This window comes from Cellulosimicrobium sp. 4261, assembly GCF_040546915.1.
GTDB classification, from domain to species: Bacteria; Actinomycetota; Actinomycetes; order Actinomycetales; family Cellulomonadaceae; genus Cellulosimicrobium; species Cellulosimicrobium cinnabarinum.
This window is the reverse complement of record NZ_JBEPOQ010000004.1, coordinates 253,183-269,642: the sequence shown is the minus strand read 5'-3', so window position 1 is coordinate 269,642 and position 16,460 is coordinate 253,183. Positions and strand designations below refer to the sequence as shown.

The 16,460-nt window shown below is 76.8% G+C and carries 12 protein-coding genes; 5 read left to right on the top strand and 7 right to left on the bottom strand.

Annotation, left to right across the window (positions count from 1 at the left end):
* Positions 1-4: 4 nt before the first annotated feature.
* Positions 5-1,150 carry a ScyD/ScyE family protein gene (locus ABIE39_RS07535; protein ID WP_354051142.1) on the bottom strand — a complete coding sequence of 382 codons (1,146 nt, stop codon included), beginning with the start codon at positions 1,148-1,150 and terminating at the stop codon, positions 5-7.
* A 305-nt stretch (positions 1,151-1,455) separates the two neighbouring features.
* Positions 1,456-2,739, bottom strand: coding sequence for an endonuclease/exonuclease/phosphatase family protein (locus tag ABIE39_RS07530; protein WP_354051140.1), 1,284 nt, complete (start codon positions 2,737-2,739; stop codon positions 1,456-1,458).
* 157 nt (positions 2,740-2,896) lie between these two features.
* On the opposite strand from ABIE39_RS07530, the gene ABIE39_RS07525 reads away from it, so the two are divergent.
* Both ABIE39_RS07525 and ABIE39_RS07520 read left to right on the top strand, forming a co-directional pair.
* A complete protein-coding gene (locus tag ABIE39_RS07525; RefSeq protein ID WP_354051139.1) occupies positions 2,897-3,730 on the top strand; it encodes a VOC family protein in 834 nt (277 codons plus the stop codon).
* A gap of 46 nt (positions 3,731-3,776) precedes the next feature.
* Positions 3,777-5,144, top strand: a complete 1,368-nt coding sequence (locus ABIE39_RS07520) for a hypothetical protein (RefSeq protein WP_354051137.1) — start codon at positions 3,777-3,779, stop codon at positions 5,142-5,144.
* A 99-nt stretch (positions 5,145-5,243) separates the two neighbouring features.
* Here ABIE39_RS07520 and ABIE39_RS07515 read toward each other — a convergent pair whose 3' ends face one another.
* The 3 genes from ABIE39_RS07515 to ABIE39_RS07505 form a co-directional block, all read right to left on the bottom strand.
* Positions 5,244-7,133, bottom strand: a complete 1,890-nt coding sequence (locus ABIE39_RS07515; RefSeq protein WP_354051136.1) for a glycerophosphodiester phosphodiesterase family protein — start codon at positions 7,131-7,133, stop codon at positions 5,244-5,246.
* 316 nt (positions 7,134-7,449) lie between these two features.
* Positions 7,450-8,130: a histidine phosphatase family protein gene (locus ABIE39_RS07510; RefSeq protein ID WP_354051134.1), complete on the bottom strand. Its 681-nt coding sequence runs from the start codon at positions 8,128-8,130 to the stop codon at positions 7,450-7,452.
* A 121-nt stretch (positions 8,131-8,251) separates the two neighbouring features.
* Entirely contained in the window at positions 8,252-9,442 is a 1,191-nt protein-coding gene (locus ABIE39_RS07505; RefSeq protein ID WP_354051132.1) for a hypothetical protein, read from the bottom strand.
* A gap of 117 nt (positions 9,443-9,559) precedes the next feature.
* Between ABIE39_RS07505 and ABIE39_RS07500 the strand changes: the two genes are divergently transcribed.
* The gene (locus ABIE39_RS07500) at positions 9,560-10,438 is read left to right on the top strand and encodes an alpha/beta hydrolase (protein WP_354051130.1); all 879 of its coding nucleotides are present in this window, start codon (positions 9,560-9,562) and stop codon (positions 10,436-10,438) included.
* A gap of 28 nt (positions 10,439-10,466) precedes the next feature.
* On the opposite strand, the gene ABIE39_RS07495 is transcribed toward ABIE39_RS07500, so the two are convergent.
* Positions 10,467-11,111 carry a hypothetical protein gene (locus ABIE39_RS07495; RefSeq protein ID WP_354051128.1) on the bottom strand — a complete coding sequence of 215 codons (645 nt, stop codon included), beginning with the start codon at positions 11,109-11,111 and terminating at the stop codon, positions 10,467-10,469.
* A gap of 151 nt (positions 11,112-11,262) precedes the next feature.
* On the opposite strand from ABIE39_RS07495, the gene ABIE39_RS07490 reads away from it, so the two are divergent.
* Complete coding sequence (locus ABIE39_RS07490) at positions 11,263-12,309, top strand: GlxA family transcriptional regulator (RefSeq protein WP_354051126.1); 1,047 nt, start codon at positions 11,263-11,265, stop codon at positions 12,307-12,309.
* 45 nt (positions 12,310-12,354) lie between these two features.
* Here the strand turns inward: ABIE39_RS07490 and ABIE39_RS07485 are convergent, their stop codons facing one another.
* On the bottom strand, positions 12,355-14,676 hold the full coding sequence (locus tag ABIE39_RS07485) for a glycoside hydrolase family 65 protein (protein WP_354051124.1): 2,322 nt from the start codon (positions 14,674-14,676) through the stop codon (positions 12,355-12,357).
* A 536-nt stretch (positions 14,677-15,212) separates the two neighbouring features.
* On the opposite strand from ABIE39_RS07485, the gene ABIE39_RS07480 reads away from it, so the two are divergent.
* On the top strand, positions 15,213-16,361 hold the full coding sequence (locus ABIE39_RS07480; protein WP_175009667.1) for a multicopper oxidase domain-containing protein: 1,149 nt from the start codon (positions 15,213-15,215) through the stop codon (positions 16,359-16,361).
* Positions 16,362-16,460 lie beyond the last annotated feature (99 nt).

The window sequence follows — 16,460 nt, the reverse complement described above, 5'->3', positions numbered from 1 at the left end:
TGCGTCAGCGCCCGCGGTGCCGGCCGAGGTCGATGCGCACGAGGTGCCCGTCGGGCGGCGTCGTCTCGTCCGCCGGGAGGGCGTTCGTCGTCGCGAGGAGGCCCTTGCCGTCCCACTCCAGGCCTGCGGGGAGCGGGACCTCGACGAGGGTGCTGGGTCCGCGCTTGCCGACCTGCGAGATCTTGCCGCCGAACAGCTCGGCGACGTAGACCGTGCCGTCGCCGGACACAGCGAGGTTGGTCGCGCCGAGGAACCCGGAGGAGAGCTGGCGCACCGAGCCGCGCCACGGGTCCACCGTGTAGACCGCCCCGCGCGCACCGAGGCTCGCGTCCTCGGGCCCGCCGGGGAGCGTCGTCACGTAGAGCACGCCGCGCGGCCCCACCTCGACGTCCGTGGGGACGGGCTCGAACCAGTACGTCTGCCCGACGACGCACGCGGGCCACCCGAGGCCCGCCGCCGCCTCGGCGGTGACGACCGCGGGCTGCGCGGGCAGCACGGCCACGGTCCGTACCCGGCCGCGGTCGCTCACCGACAGGATCGCGTTGGCGCCCGCGTCGGCGACGTACGTGGTGCCGTGGGACGACGTCGTCGCATAGGGGTGGGAGTCCGCGATCCCCGTGTACCGGGGCGGGACGGGCGACGCGGGGACCTGGGCGACGCACGCCGGGTCGGTGTCGCGCAGGCCGTACGTCACGCCGCCGTCGGGGTTGTTCGCCTGCTCGTACGCGAAGGTGTCCGCGAGCACGACCGGCGCGCCCGTCGGGTTGCCCCGCCGGTCGGTGCGCAGCGTCGACACCTCCGACGCGACCGGTCCCTCCTCGCCGAGCTGTGTCTCGGTGAACGTGATCCGGCGGCCGTCGTAGGAGACGCCGCCCACCTCGCCGCCGTCGGGCGACGCGTACAGGACGGTCGGGGTGCCGTCGCGGCCGACAGCCGTGAGCAGCCCGGGGAAGTTCTGGGTGACGTAGGTGGTGCCTCGCGGTCCGACCGCGAGGCTGAGCGGCGTGACGAGGCCGGTCGCGACGTCGGTCACGGTCGGCGGGCGCGGCGACGGCTTGCCGCCGTGCGCGACGGCGGGCCCCGCGACGAGCACGAGGGCGGCCGTCGCGGCGGCGACGGCGGCGGGCAGGGCGGTGCGGAGTCTTCTCATGGGTGCTCCTGGTCCGGCGGTCCCGCGGGTGCGAGGGGAGCCGGCGCGCGCTGCTGTCGGCGCGGGCGTCGCCCCGGGGACGAGGGTGAGGTGGTCGTCGGGCCGGACGACGTGGCGCGCCGGGGGCGTGCCGTGCGACCGGCGAGGCGCCGGCCGGGAGTCTGCTGTGCGTCGGCGGTGAGCACAGACCTCCGAGTGTGCACCTGCGGGCGGCGCGGGTCCACCTTCGTCGCCCCGGGCGACGAGCACCCGGGGCGACGAGCACCCGGGGCGACGAGCACCCGGGGCGACGTCGGACCGGGGGGTCAGCCGCGGACGGCCAGGTCCACCCAGACGAGCCGGTGGTCGCTGCTCGGGAACGGGAAGACGCCGGTGAGGCGCGAGAGCGGGTCGGCCTGGACGGGCCAGAACACGCCCGCGTCGCGGACCCGCAGGTCGCGCGACGGCAGCACGTAGTCCGCGCGCAGGTTCCCCGGGGCGCTGTCGGCGAAGTCGGCGGTGTCGAGCGCGGGGTCGCCCCGGTGGGTCGCGTTCGCCCCGCCCTGGAGCGTGGCGGCCTCGGCCGCGCCGGCGGACCGGGGCGCCGGGTCCTGGACGCGCCGGTGGTCGAGGAGCTGGTCGATCGCGGCGTCCACGGAGTCGCCGTCGAGCGGGTCGGCGTTCTGGTCGCCCAGGACGACGAAGCTCGCGCCCGGGCGCAGCCCGCCGCGCCGGCCCGCGTCGTCGTACACGTAGCGGGACGTCTTGCCGGGCGTCACGTAGTCCGCCCAGAACCGGATCTCGTCGTGGTTGCGGCGGCCGTTGCGGTCCTCGGGGCCGTCGAACGTGGGCGGGGTCGGGTGGGACGCGAGCACGTGGACGGTCTGCCGCCCCACGCGGACCGGGACGTCCCAGTGCGACTTGCTCGACAGCCGCACGACGTCGAGCTCCTCGGGCGTGAACCAGTCCGCGGGCGCGGGCGTCGCGGGGTCGTCCGGGAGGAGCGCTCCCGGCATGTCCTTCCACAGGAAGTGCTGGAACGTGCGGACGCCGCGCGTGTCGATCGGGTACCGCGACAGCACGACCATGCCGTACTGCCCCTCGAACGCGCCGAAGCCGAACGCGTCGTCGCCGCCACCGACCACGCCGTCGTCGTTCAGGTCGAACCCGCTGGGCACTCCGGTGTTCGACGGCGCGACGTACGCGTAGCGGTACTCGATCGGCTCGGCGCCGCCCTGCGGGACCTCGAGGTAGTGGTCGCGGAAGAGGTCCACGGCGCGCCCGCCGGGCACGAAGTCGAACTCGTTGAGCAGCACGACGTCGGGCCGCGTGCGCTGGAGCACCTCGGCGATCGTCGCGGCCTGCGGGTCGTCAGGGGTCGAGAGGTCGGCCTCGAGCTCGCCCGCGGCGGCGCGGTTGAGGCTCGCGTTGTACGTCGCGACGCGGAGCGTCCCGCGGTCGTGGCCGTGGCGGTCGCCGTGCGCGGCGGCGGGGGCGGCGACGGCGCCCGCGCCCGCGACGGCGAGGGCCGCGGCGGCCGCGAGGGCGGGGACGAGCGCGGTGCGCGGTCGGGTGCGGCGCGCGGTCGGGCTGGACGGTCTCGTGGACACGGTGGCTCCTCGTCGTCGGGGGACGGTGGTCGTCGAGAGGTTCCCCGCCACCGTACGCACGGGTGCCCACGCCCGGAAGGTCGGGAAGGTGTCGCGCGGGCAAACACCCGGCGCCGGGCCGGGGTGACGATGTGAGTGCCCGGTGGGACCGTGAGACATGGACACCTCGCCGTCCCGACCCGTCCGCACCTACCCGCACGGCGTGCCCTGCTGGGTGGACACCGAGCAGCCCGACGTCGACGCCGCCCTCGCGTTCTACGGCGCCCTCTTCGGGTGGGAGTTCGAGGACCGGCTCCCGCCCGGCGCGGGGGAGCGGTACGTCGTCGCCTCGCTCGGCGGGCAGGACGTCGCGGCCGTCGCGACGGGCCGCGGCGAGCCCGGGTGGATCACGTACGTCGCGGTCGACGACGTGGACGCCTCCGCGCGCGGCGTCCCAGACCTCGGGGGCGAGGTCCTCGACGGCCCGACGACGGTCGGCCCGCCGGGGCGCATGGCGACCGTGCGCGACCCCCAGGGCGCGACGTTCCGGCTGTGGCAGCCGGGCACGCGGCTCGGTGCGCAGCGCGCCAACGAGCCGGGCACGTGGAACTTCAGCGTGCTGCGCACGCCCGACGTCGCGCGGGCCCTGCACTTCTACGGCCCGCTGCTCGGCTGGGAGGTGAGCCCGGACCTCGGAGCCGGGATGGCGCGCGTCGAGGGCTACGGCGACCACCTCGCGCGGACCGTCAACCCGGAGATCGACGCGAACCAGGCGGGCGCGCCGCCCGGCTTCCGGGACGTCGTGGCGGGCGTCCTGGAGGAGCCCGGACCCGCACGCCACACCGTGACGTTCGCCGTCGCGGACCGGGACGCCGCGGCTTCGGCGGCCGAGCGCGCCGGTGCGGTGGTGCTGTCCTCGGCCGACACGGGGTGGACGCGCGAGGCGGAGCTCCGCGACCCGCAGGGTGCGGTGCTCACGCTCTCGCAGTTCACGCCGCCCGAGGGCTTCTGACCGGACGCTGACCGCCGGGTCGCGGCGGGTGCGGCATCATGACGCCGTGAACGTCGTCACGCGCAGCCCGCACGCCCAGGTCGTCGACCGTCTCCGCGCCGCGGACCTCGAGTACGGGCGCGTCGGCCCGACGGACGAGCGGGGCTGGACCTTCGCCGAGGTCGACACCGAGAACGGCACGGCGACCGACGCGGCGGACGCCCCGACGTCGGCCGCGGAGGCCCTCGCGCAGGTCGACGCGCTCGTGCCGGTCCCGTGGGTCGCGCAGCTCGACGCGGGCTCGGACCTGCTGCCCGAGGGCGTGAGCGCGATCCTCGCCGCCCGCACGGACGCCCTTGCGCCGCCGGTCGTCGTCACCTGGGCCCCCGCGCAGCCCGGCTCGACCACCGACCACACGATGCGCCTCGACGGCGACCCGGGCGCCGTGCTCGCGGCCGTCGGCGCGCTCGTCGGGCTGCGGGACGCGACGACCGCCGCGGACCGGCTGCGCGCGCTCGAGCACCCCGACGACCTCCTCGAGGCGTTCGCGGCGGTCGCGGACCTGCCCGCGACGGACTCGGCGGCGCCCGACGCCGTCGTGCAGCTCGTCCGCGCGGACGCCGCGTTCGTCCGCGCCGCCGTGCGCCGGGCGGGCACGGCGTGGGTGCGCGCGACCGGCGAGCGCACCGTCGTCTGGAGCGCCGCACGCCCCGAGGTGCCGAGGTTCGGTGCGTCGGACGAGGCGGCGCAGGAGGCGTTCCGGTCGGCCCTCTCGGGCGAGTTCCGCGCCCGGTCCACGATCGAGCGCGGCCTGCGCGCCGGGGAGGTCGTCGTCAGCCTGGAGCGGACCGGCGGCGGCGTCGCCTGGACGCTCAGCACGCCGGGGCGCCCGTGGGTCTTCGGGAGCTGGAACGACACCTGGACGGACCTCTCGACGTCCGGCCCCGAGGGTGCGTACGAGGCCCTGGTCGAGGCGTTCGGCGCCCCGCGCGACCCGGGCCGGCTGCGCGCCCTGCTCGCCGCGTCGACCTGGCCCGGCGACCCGGTCGCCGACCTCGCCTACCTCCTCGGGCTGCCCGCCGCGCTCGTCGAGGCCGTCGAGGACCCGGCGCGGTTCCGGCACGGCGCCGAGCGCGTCCAGCCCCTCGGCCCGACGGCGCCGCTCACCGCGACCGAGAAGGCAGCTCTCGTCGCCCGCGCGCCCCGGCGCGGCGCGGGGAGCGCGGCGTGGGACGTCGTCCTGCTGGTGCTGGGCCTCGCGCTGCTCGGCCTCGGGGCGGCGATCCTCGCGACGGACGGCGCCGTCGTCGGGTCGGACGGACCGCCCGGGTGGGAAGTCGTCCCGTGGGTCGCGGGCGGCGCCCTCGCTCTCACCGGCTGGGCGCGGGCCGGGTCCGCCCGCGGGGAGCGGCGGCGCTTCCTCGCCGACGCGTGAGCGCCCGTCCCCGGTCGGCTCCGACCGGGGACGGACGACGTACCGGGCCGCTGCGCGCAGCGGCCCGGTCGATGTCAGGCGCCCGGTCAGGCTGCCCGGTCAGCGGCCGTCGAGGTGGTCGACCTCCTCGAGCAGACGCTCGCGCGTGGCCGTGTCGCGCACGAACTTCTCCACGACCTTCCGCACCGACGCCCACCGCCCGGCCTCGACCGCGTCGAGCGCCTTCGTCAGCTGGCCGGGCGGGAGGTCGAGCGCCGCGAGGCGCGAGCGCAGGCCCTCCGGCGTGACGGTCACGACGACGGTCGTCTCCGCGGTCGCCTCGCCGCCCGCGCCCCGCGCGGTCGCGGTCACCGTGTGCTCGCCGAGCGCGAGGTCCGCGGCCGGGACGACCGCCCCGTTGTCCACGGGCTCGCCGTCGAGCGTCACGACCACCTCGTCCGCGTCCGTCGTGCTCGCCGCGACGACCAGCGTGCCGCCCCGCTCGACCTCGGTGCCCTCCGCGGGGCTGACGATCGTGACCGTCGGCGCGCCGGGCGCGGGCGCCTCCTGCTCGCGCGCCTGCTTCCACCCGACGAACGCCCCCGCGCGGTCGGTGATGATGCCGTCGACCCCGATCTCGGTGAGGCGCGCCCAGTCGGCGGCGGAGTTCACCGTGTACGGCATGACGGCGACGCCCGCCGCGTTGAGGTCGGCGACGACGCCCGGACGCGCGAGCAGCGCGCTCGCCGACGGGTTGTACATGACCGCCCCGAGGTCCTGCGCCACGGCGACGGGGTCGGCGTCGAGCGCGCCGCGGAGCAGCCCGCGCGGGATCTGCGGGGCGTGCTCGCGCGCGGCGCGCAGCGCGTCGACGTCGAACGACTGGAGCACCACGCGGTCCTCGAGCCCGGCCTCGACGACCATGTCGACGACGCGCTCGACCTCCGCGGACGTCTCGGGCCCCTTGATCTCCAGGAGCAGGGTCGACGACCCGGTCTCGAGCAGGTCGAGCAGCTGCGCGAACGACGGCAGCCGCTGCCCGGTGAACGCGGGCGAGAACCAGGACCCGGCGTCGAGCGCGGTGACCTGCTCGCCCGCCAGGACGGCGACGTCGCCCGTGCCGTCGGTCGTGCGGTCGACCGTCTGGTCGTGCAGCACGACGGGGACGCCGTCGGCCGTGGTGTGCACGTCGACCTCGACGTACTCCGCCCCCGCGCGCATCCCGGCCGCGACGGCGGCGAGCGTGTTCTCGGGAGCCACCGACGAGTAGCCGCGGTGCGCGACGGTGACGGGCAGCTCGCCGTCGCCGCCGACGTACGACGCGGGCTCGATCTCGGTGACGGTCACGTCGTCGACGCTCACGGTCGCCCCGGCCGTGACGAAGCCGAGCGCGCCGTCACGGGACCGGTCGATCCGCCCCTCCAGCACGGTCCGCCCCTCGAGCGCGTACGTGACGGCCGCGCCCTGCACCTCGACGGACAGGTGCACGTCGCGCCCGGTCGCCGCGTCGGTCGGCGCCGAGCCGGTGTACGGGACGTTCCAGGCGTCCGCGGCGGTGCGCTGGGCGATCTCGACGCCGTTGGGCGCCGTCGTCGTGGTGCGCAGGACCGCCTGCCACCACGGGGTCGTGCCGTCGGGCGCGACGTCGAGGATCGCGCCCGCCCAGCGCGACGCGTTGTCCACGCTCTCGAACCGGAGCGTCGCGTCGAGCCGGTAGTTCTCTGCGGAGTGGCCGAACACGATCCGCGCGGGCGACGACCCGTCGGGTGCGTCGCCGACGAGCCGGCCGTCGCGCACCTGCCAGTCGCCGAGCACGGGCGTCCAGCCCTCGGGGAGGTCGTCGCCGTCGAACGACTCGGCGAGCAGCACGTCGCCGGGTGCGGCGGCCGCCGGGGCCGCGAACGGCACGGTCGCGGTCGTGGCCGTGGCGGCGACGAGCGTCGTCGCGAGCAGGGTCCCCGCCAGTGCGGCGGCGGTGCCGCGCACGGCGCGGCGTCGGGTGGTCGTCATCGGGTCCTCCGAGCGTCGGGTCGGTTGCCCCGGCGACCCTAGGAACGCGGCGTTGCGCTCCGGTGGACGCCGGGCGACGCCCCGGGGACGGTCAGGTGTCGGGACGCCGCCGCCCCCACGGCATCCCCTCGAGCCTCACCCGCCCGGCCCCGTCCCGCCCGTCAGGAGCCGTGCGACGTCGGCCCCCGCCGCCCGCCGTCGACCACGGGGTTGATCCCTGCCGAGCACGGGGTTGGCGGCGTGTTCCGCCGGAGAACGACCACAACCCCGTGTTCGGCGGAGGTCTCTCCGCCGGGGGGATCGGGCGGGGCGGCGGTCAGGCGGGGAGGAGGGGGGTGGTGCGCGCCGGGGCGGGGCGGGCGGCGACGTGGCCGTGGCCGGCGACGTCGACCCCGGCCGCGAGGAGGCGGGGGACGCCGTCGGTCACCTCGACGGTCGAGACGGACGCGTTGGGCAGCGCGACGAGGCCGGAGGGCGAGAGCGTCGCGAGCCAGGCGCCGAGCGTCAGGCCGTGCCCGACGACGAGCACGTGCCGGTCGCGCGTCGCGCCCGGACAGGAGGCGTCGTCGTGCGCGGCCACGACGCGCGTGAACACCGCGCGCACGCGCGCCATGAAGTCCCGGCCCGGCTCCCCGCCGCCGACGCCCGGGTGGGTGCCCGCGAGCATGCGCGGCACGAGCTCGGCCCACGGCTCGACGGCGTCGAGGTGCGACTCCGGCCGCCGCTCGTAGGAGCCGAAGGACAGCTCGCGCAGGTCGGGGTCGACCGTGAGCGGGAGGTCGGGGTGGTGCCGCAGGATCTCCATCGCGGTGAGGACCGCGCGGCCCTGCGGCGAGGAGTAGGCAGCCGCGAAGTCGTGCCGCGCGAGGTGCTGCGCCGTGACGCGCACGCCCGCGCGTCCCGTGCGGGTGAGGGGGGAGTCGCACGCCCCCTGCAGGTGGCGTCGTGCGTTGAGGTAGGTCTGCCCGTGGCGTACGAGCGTGATCGTCAGGGTCATCGTCGCTGTGCCCTCTCCGGTTCGTCCCGGTCTGCTGGTCACGGTCGACGCTAGGGGGCCCGGGTGTCGGGACGACGACCGCCGGGTGACGCCGGGGTGGCGGGTGCCGGAACGCCGTCCCTCAGGAGCGTGCGGGGACCTCGTCGGGGTGCCGGGCGTCGTCGGGCGCGGGGGCGTCGACGGCGTCGGGCGCCTCCGCCTGCTCGGGCGCGGGCTCCCCGGGGGCGGACCCCTCGGGCGCGACCGGCGCGGGCCACGGCTCGTCCGCGGTGGCCGCCTCCGCGAGCGGTCGCGCCCCCGCGTGCCGGTGCACGACCACCGCGAGCGGCGCGACGAGGACCCCGCACACCATCCCCCAGGCGAGTCCCGACTCGAGCACGGGGAGGGTGCGGCCGGCGTCGGGCAGCACGCCGCCCGCGGCGAGCGTGGAAGCGACGACGGGCACCGCCGCGGCGAGGGCCGCGCCCCCGGCGCACGCGAGCCACACCGCGAGCAGCAGCGCCGCGCGGCCCTCGACGGGTGGCAGCCGCCGCGCGGCGAGCGCCGTGAGCAGGCCGACCGCGAGCCCGACGCCGACGGGCAGCAGCAGGTGCACGGGGTCGGCGAGGAGCGCCGCGCGGTCGACGGAGATCCGGGCGGAGGGCAGCAGCACGACGTCGCGGGCGACACCCCACGGGGACTGCGGGTCCGCCGCGCCGGGGAGCGTCGTGCGCCCGACGCCCGCGGCCGCCCACAGCACGCCCGTCGCGGTGCCGGCGGCGAGCGCGGCGGGCCACGCGCGGACCCGGGTCGGCGTCCGGGTGTGGCGCGTGCCGGCGGGGTCGTCGTGGCGGTCGGTGAGGGCGCGCGCGACGGCGACCGTCACGGCCACGAGCGGCCCGTTGACGAACCCCCACCAGCCGCCGAGCGCGGTCGCGACGAACCGGGTGACGGTGTCCGCGCGCCAGGCCAGCGTGACGCCCGCGAACCACGCCGCCGTCGCGGCGAGCGCGGAGGCGAGCACGGCCGCGCCCCACACGGCGAGGAACGCCGCCCCGCGGCCCTCGCCCGCGGGCAGGCGCCGCAGCACGAGGTGCGTGCCGAGCGCGACGAGCCCGCCCGCGAGGGCGGCCGTGAGCACGGTGCTGCCCGAGACCTGCTGACCGCCCGTGACGACGCCGGTCGGGTGGGGCAGGACCGTCCGCACGAGCCCGGCGGGCAGGGTGTGCCCCGCCCCGGCGAGCCAGTCCGCGGCACGGCCGGTGACGACCCAGAGCACCGCGGTGAGCGTCCCCGCGGCGACGACGGCGGGCACGGTCCTCGATGACGGCATCCTGCGAGGGTAGTGGCAACGCGGGGCCGCGAGGACCGCTCAGTTCCGGTCCCGGGCGTCGTCTCTACGCACGGGACCTGCCGCGACGCGCGGCGGGACGACGACACGGAGGACGCCATGAGCGAGACCACGACCCGCAGCACGAGCCACACCCTGGACGTGCCGGGAGCCGTCCTGGCCTACGACGTCCGGACCCCCGCGACGACGAGCGACCTGCCGCCGCTCGTCGTCATGGGCTCGCCCATGGCGGCGTCCGGGTTCGGGCAGCTCGTGGACCTCCTCGACGACCGGGTGGTCGTCACGTACGACCCGCGCGGCACCGAGCGCAGCACGCTCGCCGCCGACGGCGAGGTGTCGGTCGAGCGGCACGCGGACGACCTGCACGAGATCGTGGCCGCGCTCGGCCTCGGCCCGGTGGACGTGTTCGGGTCGAGCGGGGGCGGCGTCGTCGGGCTCTCGTGGATCGAGCGGCACCCGGGCGACGTGCGGACGTTCGTCGCGCACGAGCCGCCGATCACGCCGCTGCTGGAGGACGCCGAGACCGCGACGGCGGTGCAGGCGGACGTCGTGGAGACGTACCGGCGCGAGGGCTTCGGGCCCGCGATGGCGAAGTTCGTCGCGCTCGTCAGCCACGTGGGGCCGCTGCCCGCGGACTACCTCGACCGCCCGGCGCCCGACCCGGCGATGTTCGGCTTCCCGACGGAGGACGACGGGTCGCGCGACGACCTGCTCCTCGGCCGGAACCTGGCCACCATGCCGTCGTGGGCGCCCGACGGCGACGCCCTGCGCGCGGCGGCGACCCGCATCGTCCCCGCCGTGAGCGCCCAGGGCGAGGGCACGCTCGCGTGGCGCGGCGGTGCCGCCCTCGCCGCCCTCCTGGGCGTCGATCCGGTGACGTTCCCGGGCGACCACGGCGGCTTCATGGTCAACGAGTGGTCGCCCGCGAACGACCCGGCCGCGTTCGCGGCGACCCTGCGCGAGGCGCTCGCGGGCTGACGGCGCGTCCCGGACGCGCCCCCGCGTCTCAGCGGAGGGCGGCGAGGGCGAGGCAGCCCAGGCCGAGGACGACGTCGAAGTACAGGCACGCCTCCGCCATCGGCCGGGGGACGACCTCGCCGCGCCGGTGGTGGACGACGTCCCACGCGGCGTGGCCGGCCAGGGTCAGCCCTGCCACGACGAGACCGATGCCCGGGTCGACGGCGAGCGCCACCACAGCGAGGGACCCGTAGCCGAGGAGTGCGGCCGCCTGGGGGAGCGTCGGTCGTGCTGCGCCGCGCGCGACGCCGATCCCGAGCAGCACGAGCGCGGTGAGCCCGATGCCGGCCCACCAGGGGATGCCCGCCACCTCGCTCGCGACCACGACGAGCGAGGCGCCGAGGATGCTCACCCAGGCGACCCAGGGGCGTCCGAGCGCTGCTGCGGCCACGTAGCAGAGCGCGGCCGCGCTCACGCCGATCGCCAGGGTGGTGCGGTCGGCCACGCCGATCGCGAGCAGCAGGACGGCGACGCCGAGGCCGAGCGCGGCGGGCCAGCGGGCCACGACGGCCCGGGCGGCGCTCGTCCCGGTGCTCGTCCCCGTGCTCGTCCCCGTGCTCGTCTGGGTGCTCGTCCCCCGCGCGGTTCCGGAGCGCGGTCCGGTGGTCTGCGGGGTGGTGCGTGGAGTGCTCATGACGTCCTCGTCTCTCGTGGCGGTCGCGGTCGGGCGACCGCGCTCTCCTGGGAGGACCAGCCTCACCCTGGGGCCGCGGTACTCCCCGGGGGTATCGTGGACGGTGTCCGGATCCGTGGACCGGACGTCGGGAACCCGGGGGTGACGGCTCATGGCGGAGCGGTTGGTGGCGGTCGTCGGCTACGCCGGCGCGGAGCTCCTGGACATCGCGTGCGTGACCTCGACGCTCGTCCTCGCGAACCGTGTGGGCGCTGCGCCGCCCTACCGGGTGGTGCTGCTGACCCCGGGCGGGCGACCCGTCGCGTGCGACTCGGGCCTCACGCTCGCGAGCCACGGCTCCCTCCAGCGGTGGGTCGAGCCGGTCGACACGGTCGTCGTGACCGGAGGGCTCGGCCACGAGGAGGCCGGTGCCGACCCGCTCGTCGTCGCGCACGTGCGCCGGGTGGCCGCCCTGAGCCGCAGGGTCGCGTCGGTCTGCACGGGCGCGACCGTCCTCGCGGCGACGGGTCTCCTCGACGGGCGTCGTGCCACCACGCACTGGCGCTACGCCGACCGGCTCGCGCAGGAGTACCCCGCCGTCCGCGTCGACCCGGCGCCCATCTACGTGCGCGACGACAACGTCTACACGTCGGCGGGCGTGACGAGCGCGCTCGACCTCACGCTCGCGCTGGTCGAGGAGGACAACGGTCCGGAGCTCGCCCGCAGGGTGGCCCGCGCGCTCGTGACGTACCTCCAGCGTCCGGGGAACCAGGCCCAGATGAGCGTCTTCACGGCGGCCCCTCAGGTGCGGGACGCATGCGTCCGGGCTGTGGTCGACCTCGTCGCCGCGCGGCTCGACGGAGACCTCTCGCTCCCCGCCCTCGCCGCCCACGCGGGCGTGAGCCAGCGGCAGCTCACGCGCCTGTTCGTCCGGCACCTCGGCCGCACGCCGGCGCGGTACGTCCGGCGAGCCCGGACCGAGGCGGCGGCCCATCTGCTCGCGTCGACCGACCACCCGGTCACCACCGTCGCCCGCGAGTGCGGCCTGAGGTCCGCGGAGGCGCTGCGGCAGGCGTTCGCCGCGGAGTACGGCCTCGCGCCCTCGCAGTACCGGGCCGCGCACCGGCGTGCCGGGCGCCTCGCCCCGCCGGGCGGGACCGGTCCGGGAGCCGCCGGGCTCCGCGGCGCGCGCGGCGAGCAGGAGCGGCTGCCGACGTAGCGGACCTCCGCGCACGGCCACCGGGCCCGTCGCGGGGACGTCCACCTACGGGGCGGCGAAGAGCGGTGCGCGCCCCGGCGGCTGCGCGGGCGGCGGGTCCTGGATGCCGGCGAGCAGCGGTCGCTCGAGGACCCGGTGCTCGGGCGTGAGCTCGAAGGGCTCGTCGTCGTGCACGACCCGCAGCCGCTCGCCGGACTCGAGGCGGTACGTGACGCCGTCGGCCCGGACCTCGACGCGCGCCCGGGCGTCCCCGTGGTGGACGGCGAGCGCGAGCCGCGTGAGCCGCGCCGGGAGGCGGGGCGCGAGGCGGAGCCCGTCGTCGTCGTGCCGCAGCCCCACGATCCCCGTGACGACGGCCGTCCAGGCGCCCGCGAGCGACGCGACGTGCAGCCCGCCGTCGGTCGACGCGCGCAGGTCGCACAGGTCGAGGAGCGCGCACTCGCGCGCGTAGTCGTACGCGAGCTCGACGTACCCGATCTCCGCGGCGACGACCGCCTGCACGGGCGCGGACAGGGACGAGTCGCGGACGGTGAGCGGCTCGTAGTAGTCGAAGTCGCGGCGGCGCTGCTCGGGCGTGAACTCCTCGGGTGCGGCGTGCAGGGCGAGCACGAGGTCGGCCTGCTTGACGACCTGCCGCCGGTACAGCTCGACGTAGTGCACGTGGTCGTCGAGCGGGAACCGCGCGGTGCCGCGCGACTCGAAGTCCCAGTGGGCGTGGCGCGTGAAGTCCTGCGACTGCTCCGTCACGCCGAGCTCCGCGTTGTACGGGACGACCATCCGGTCGGCCGCGCGCCGCCACCCCGCGCGCTCGTCGGCGGTGACGTCCAGCCGCGCCGCCTGCTCCGGGAACCGCTCGCACAGCTCGTCCGCCGCGCGCAGGTTCTTGCGGGCCATGAGGTTGGTGTACGTGTTGTTGTCGACGACGGCGGTGTACTCGTCGGGCCCGGTCACGCCGTCGATGCGGAAGCCGGCGGCGGTGTGGTGGCCCCGCCCGGCCCACAGCCGCGCCGTCTGCACCGCGAGGTCGACGGCGACGTCCCGGGCGAGCTCGTCGTCGTGCGTGGCGGCGACGTGCCGGACGGCGGCGAGCGCGACGGCCGAGGCGACGTGGAACGCGGCGGTACCCGCGGGCCAGTAGCCCGACGACTCGCGTCCGCTGATGGTGCGCCACGGGAACGCGGCGCCGGGCAGGCCCAGCTCGGCGGCCCGCTCGCACGCGTGGGGGAGGGTGGCGTGCCGCCAGCGCAGGTGCGCGGCCGCGGCGTCGGGCAGCACGTGGTCCAGGACGGGGAGCACGAAGGTGTCCGAGTCCCAGAAGGCGTGGCCCGCGTAGCCGGTGCCCGTGAGGCCCTTGGCGCGCACGCCCACGCCCTCGACGCGCGCCGACGCCTGGACCACCTGGAACAGGGCGTGCCGCAGCGCCTGCTGCATCTCGTCGTCCCCGTCGAGCTCGACGTCGCCCCGCTCCCAGACCACGGCGAGGGCGTCGGCCTGCTCGCGCTCGAGCGCGTCCCAGCCCGCGTCGACGGCCGCGGCGAGCACGGAGTGCGCGTGCGCGGGGAGCGCGTCGGCGTCGGCGCCGCCCGCGTAGGCGGCGAGGACGACGACCTCCAGCCACTCGTCGGTGCGCAGGTCGACGGTGAGGACGGCGGCGCCGCCGCGGTGGTGCCAGCGCGGGCGGACGCCGTCCGCCGCGTCGGCGAGGTGCGCGGTCTCGACGGCGACGCCGCGCTCCGAGCGCACGGTGCGCTGCCGCACGGACGACCCCTCGGCGTCGTGCCGGCACGAGACGGTGACCAGCCCGGGCGCCTCGCGGCCGGGGTCCTGCCCGCCGTGGGCGCAGCCGGGCACCGGGCGCAGGGTGACGGTGACGTCGCCGTGCGCGTGCACGCGCCAGCGCGACGCGACGACCTCGCGCCGGGTGAGCGGGACGAGCCGCTCGTTGTGCAGGGTGACGCTCCCGCCCGACGGCGCGGTCCAGCGCAGCTCGCGCCGCAGCACGCCCCGGCGCAGGTCGAGCACGCGCTCGTGCGCCTCGACCGTCCCGTCGGGACCGGCGGGGTCGTCGGTCCGGACGTCGACCGGCTCGCCGTCGACGGACCAGCCGACCCGCCACGCGTCGACGACCGGCACGAGGCGCTCCTCGACCTCGGGGTAGGCGTACGCGCGTTCCGCGTACGTCTGCTCGAACTCCTCGTGCACGGAGGCGACGAGGGTCGAGGGGTCGTCGTCGGGGTCCGCCTCGTCGAGCGTGCCGCGGACGCCGACGTACCCGTTGGCGAGGGACAGGAGGGACGCGGCCGTGGCCGGGTCGTCGACGTCGAGGGCCGACTCCCGGACGGACCACGCGGGGAGGTCGCGAGTCACGCGGTCACTCCACCACGACCGGCCGACGCACACCCGTCCGGGACGGGTCGGAGGCCCGTCGAGAGCCGCTCCGGGGACAAGTGTCGATCGGCCGGGGACTTTTGCTTGTTGTCGACACAACTTTCGCCTACCTGTTGACATCCATGCACTGACTGCGGTGTCATGAACCTCGTTGCCCCTGGAACCCACCAGGGGGCCGGACGTCGGCGCAGGGGAGCCCGTCGTCCGGACCGACAGCCGAGCGGTACGCACCGACGCGCACCCCGGCGGGGGCCATGGCGGCCCCGGACCTCGCCCCACGGCCGGTCTCCCACCGACCCGGGTCGAGCCCCACACAACCGAGCACCCTCTCAACCCTCTGCGACCGCGGGACACCCCCACACCACCCAGTCCTGCTGCCCAGAGTCCCCCCGCACCACCTCGGGGAACCTCCGCGCGCCCGAGCGCGCCGGCACGCGGGGCGGCGACCGCCGTCCCGCCGGTCCGGCGCGCCGCGGACCGCCCGGACGACCCCGTACGCCCGGAAGGAGTCCCCCATGCCCGACCCGACGACCGAGACGGCGCCGAGGCCGCTCTCGAGGCGGGCCCTGCTCGCCGGGGCCGGCGTCGTCGCTGCCAGCCCCGCCGCCGCGCTCCTGCTCGGAGCCGGCGGCAGCGTCGCCGCGGCGCCCCCCGCCGCCGCCGCGACGACCGTCACCGCAGCCACCGGCGTCCGCAAGATCACCATGTACGCCGAGCGGATCTCCGACACCCTCGTCGGGTACGGGCTCGAGCGCGGCAAGGCGACCGTCCCCGGGCCCATCCTCGAGATGTGGGAGGGCGAGACCCTCGAGATCACGCTCGTCAACACGACGGACAAGCGCCTGTCCATCCACCCGCACGGCGTCAACTACGACGTCAACAGCGACGGCAGCACGTTCAACAACTCGTTCAACGAGCCGGGCGAGACGCGGACGTACACGTGGTCGACCGTGAAGATGGCGCGCGACCGCGGCATCTGGATGCCCGGCAGCGCGGGCTACTGGCACTACCACGACCACGCGTGGGGCGAGCACGGCACGCAGGGCCTCGCGGCGGGCCTCTACGGTGCGCTCGTCGTGCGCCGGGTCGGCGACGTGCTGCCGCAGAAGCAGTTCACGATGGTCTTCAACGACATGACCATCAACAACAAGGTCGCGCCGGACACGCCGATGTTCGAGGCGAAGCTCGGCGAGCGCGTCGAGTTCATCTGCATCGGCCACGGCAACCAGCTCCACACCTTCCACCTCCACGCGCACCGCTGGGCGAACAACCGCACCGGCCTGCTCGCGGACCAGTACGACCCGAGCCAGGTCGTCGACAACCGGGACCTCAACCCGGGCGACGCGTTCGGGTTCCAGGTCGTCGCCGGGCTCGGCGTCGGCCCCGGTGCGTGGATGTACCACTGCCACGTCCAGTTCCACTCCGACGGCGGCATGGCGGGGATCTTCCTCGTGCGCAACGCCGACGGGTCGATGCCGCCGGGCGCGCAGGAGTCGATCGACCGGTTCCAGGGGCACGGCAGCCACACCACGTCGGCCCCGTCCGGGGCCGCGCCGTCCGGCACCGCCGCGACGACGAGCGCCCCGGCCACCGCCCCCGGCGGTCCGGCCGGCGGTGGCTCCGGCCCGGCCGTCGTCGACCTCACGGGCCACGCCGGCCACTGACCGCGTGGCGGTGAGGCGGGGCGGGCCGCCGGCCCGTCCCGCACCAGCAGGACCGCTCCCGGTCCGTCCGGGGGCGTCGCACCGATGACGAAGGAGTTG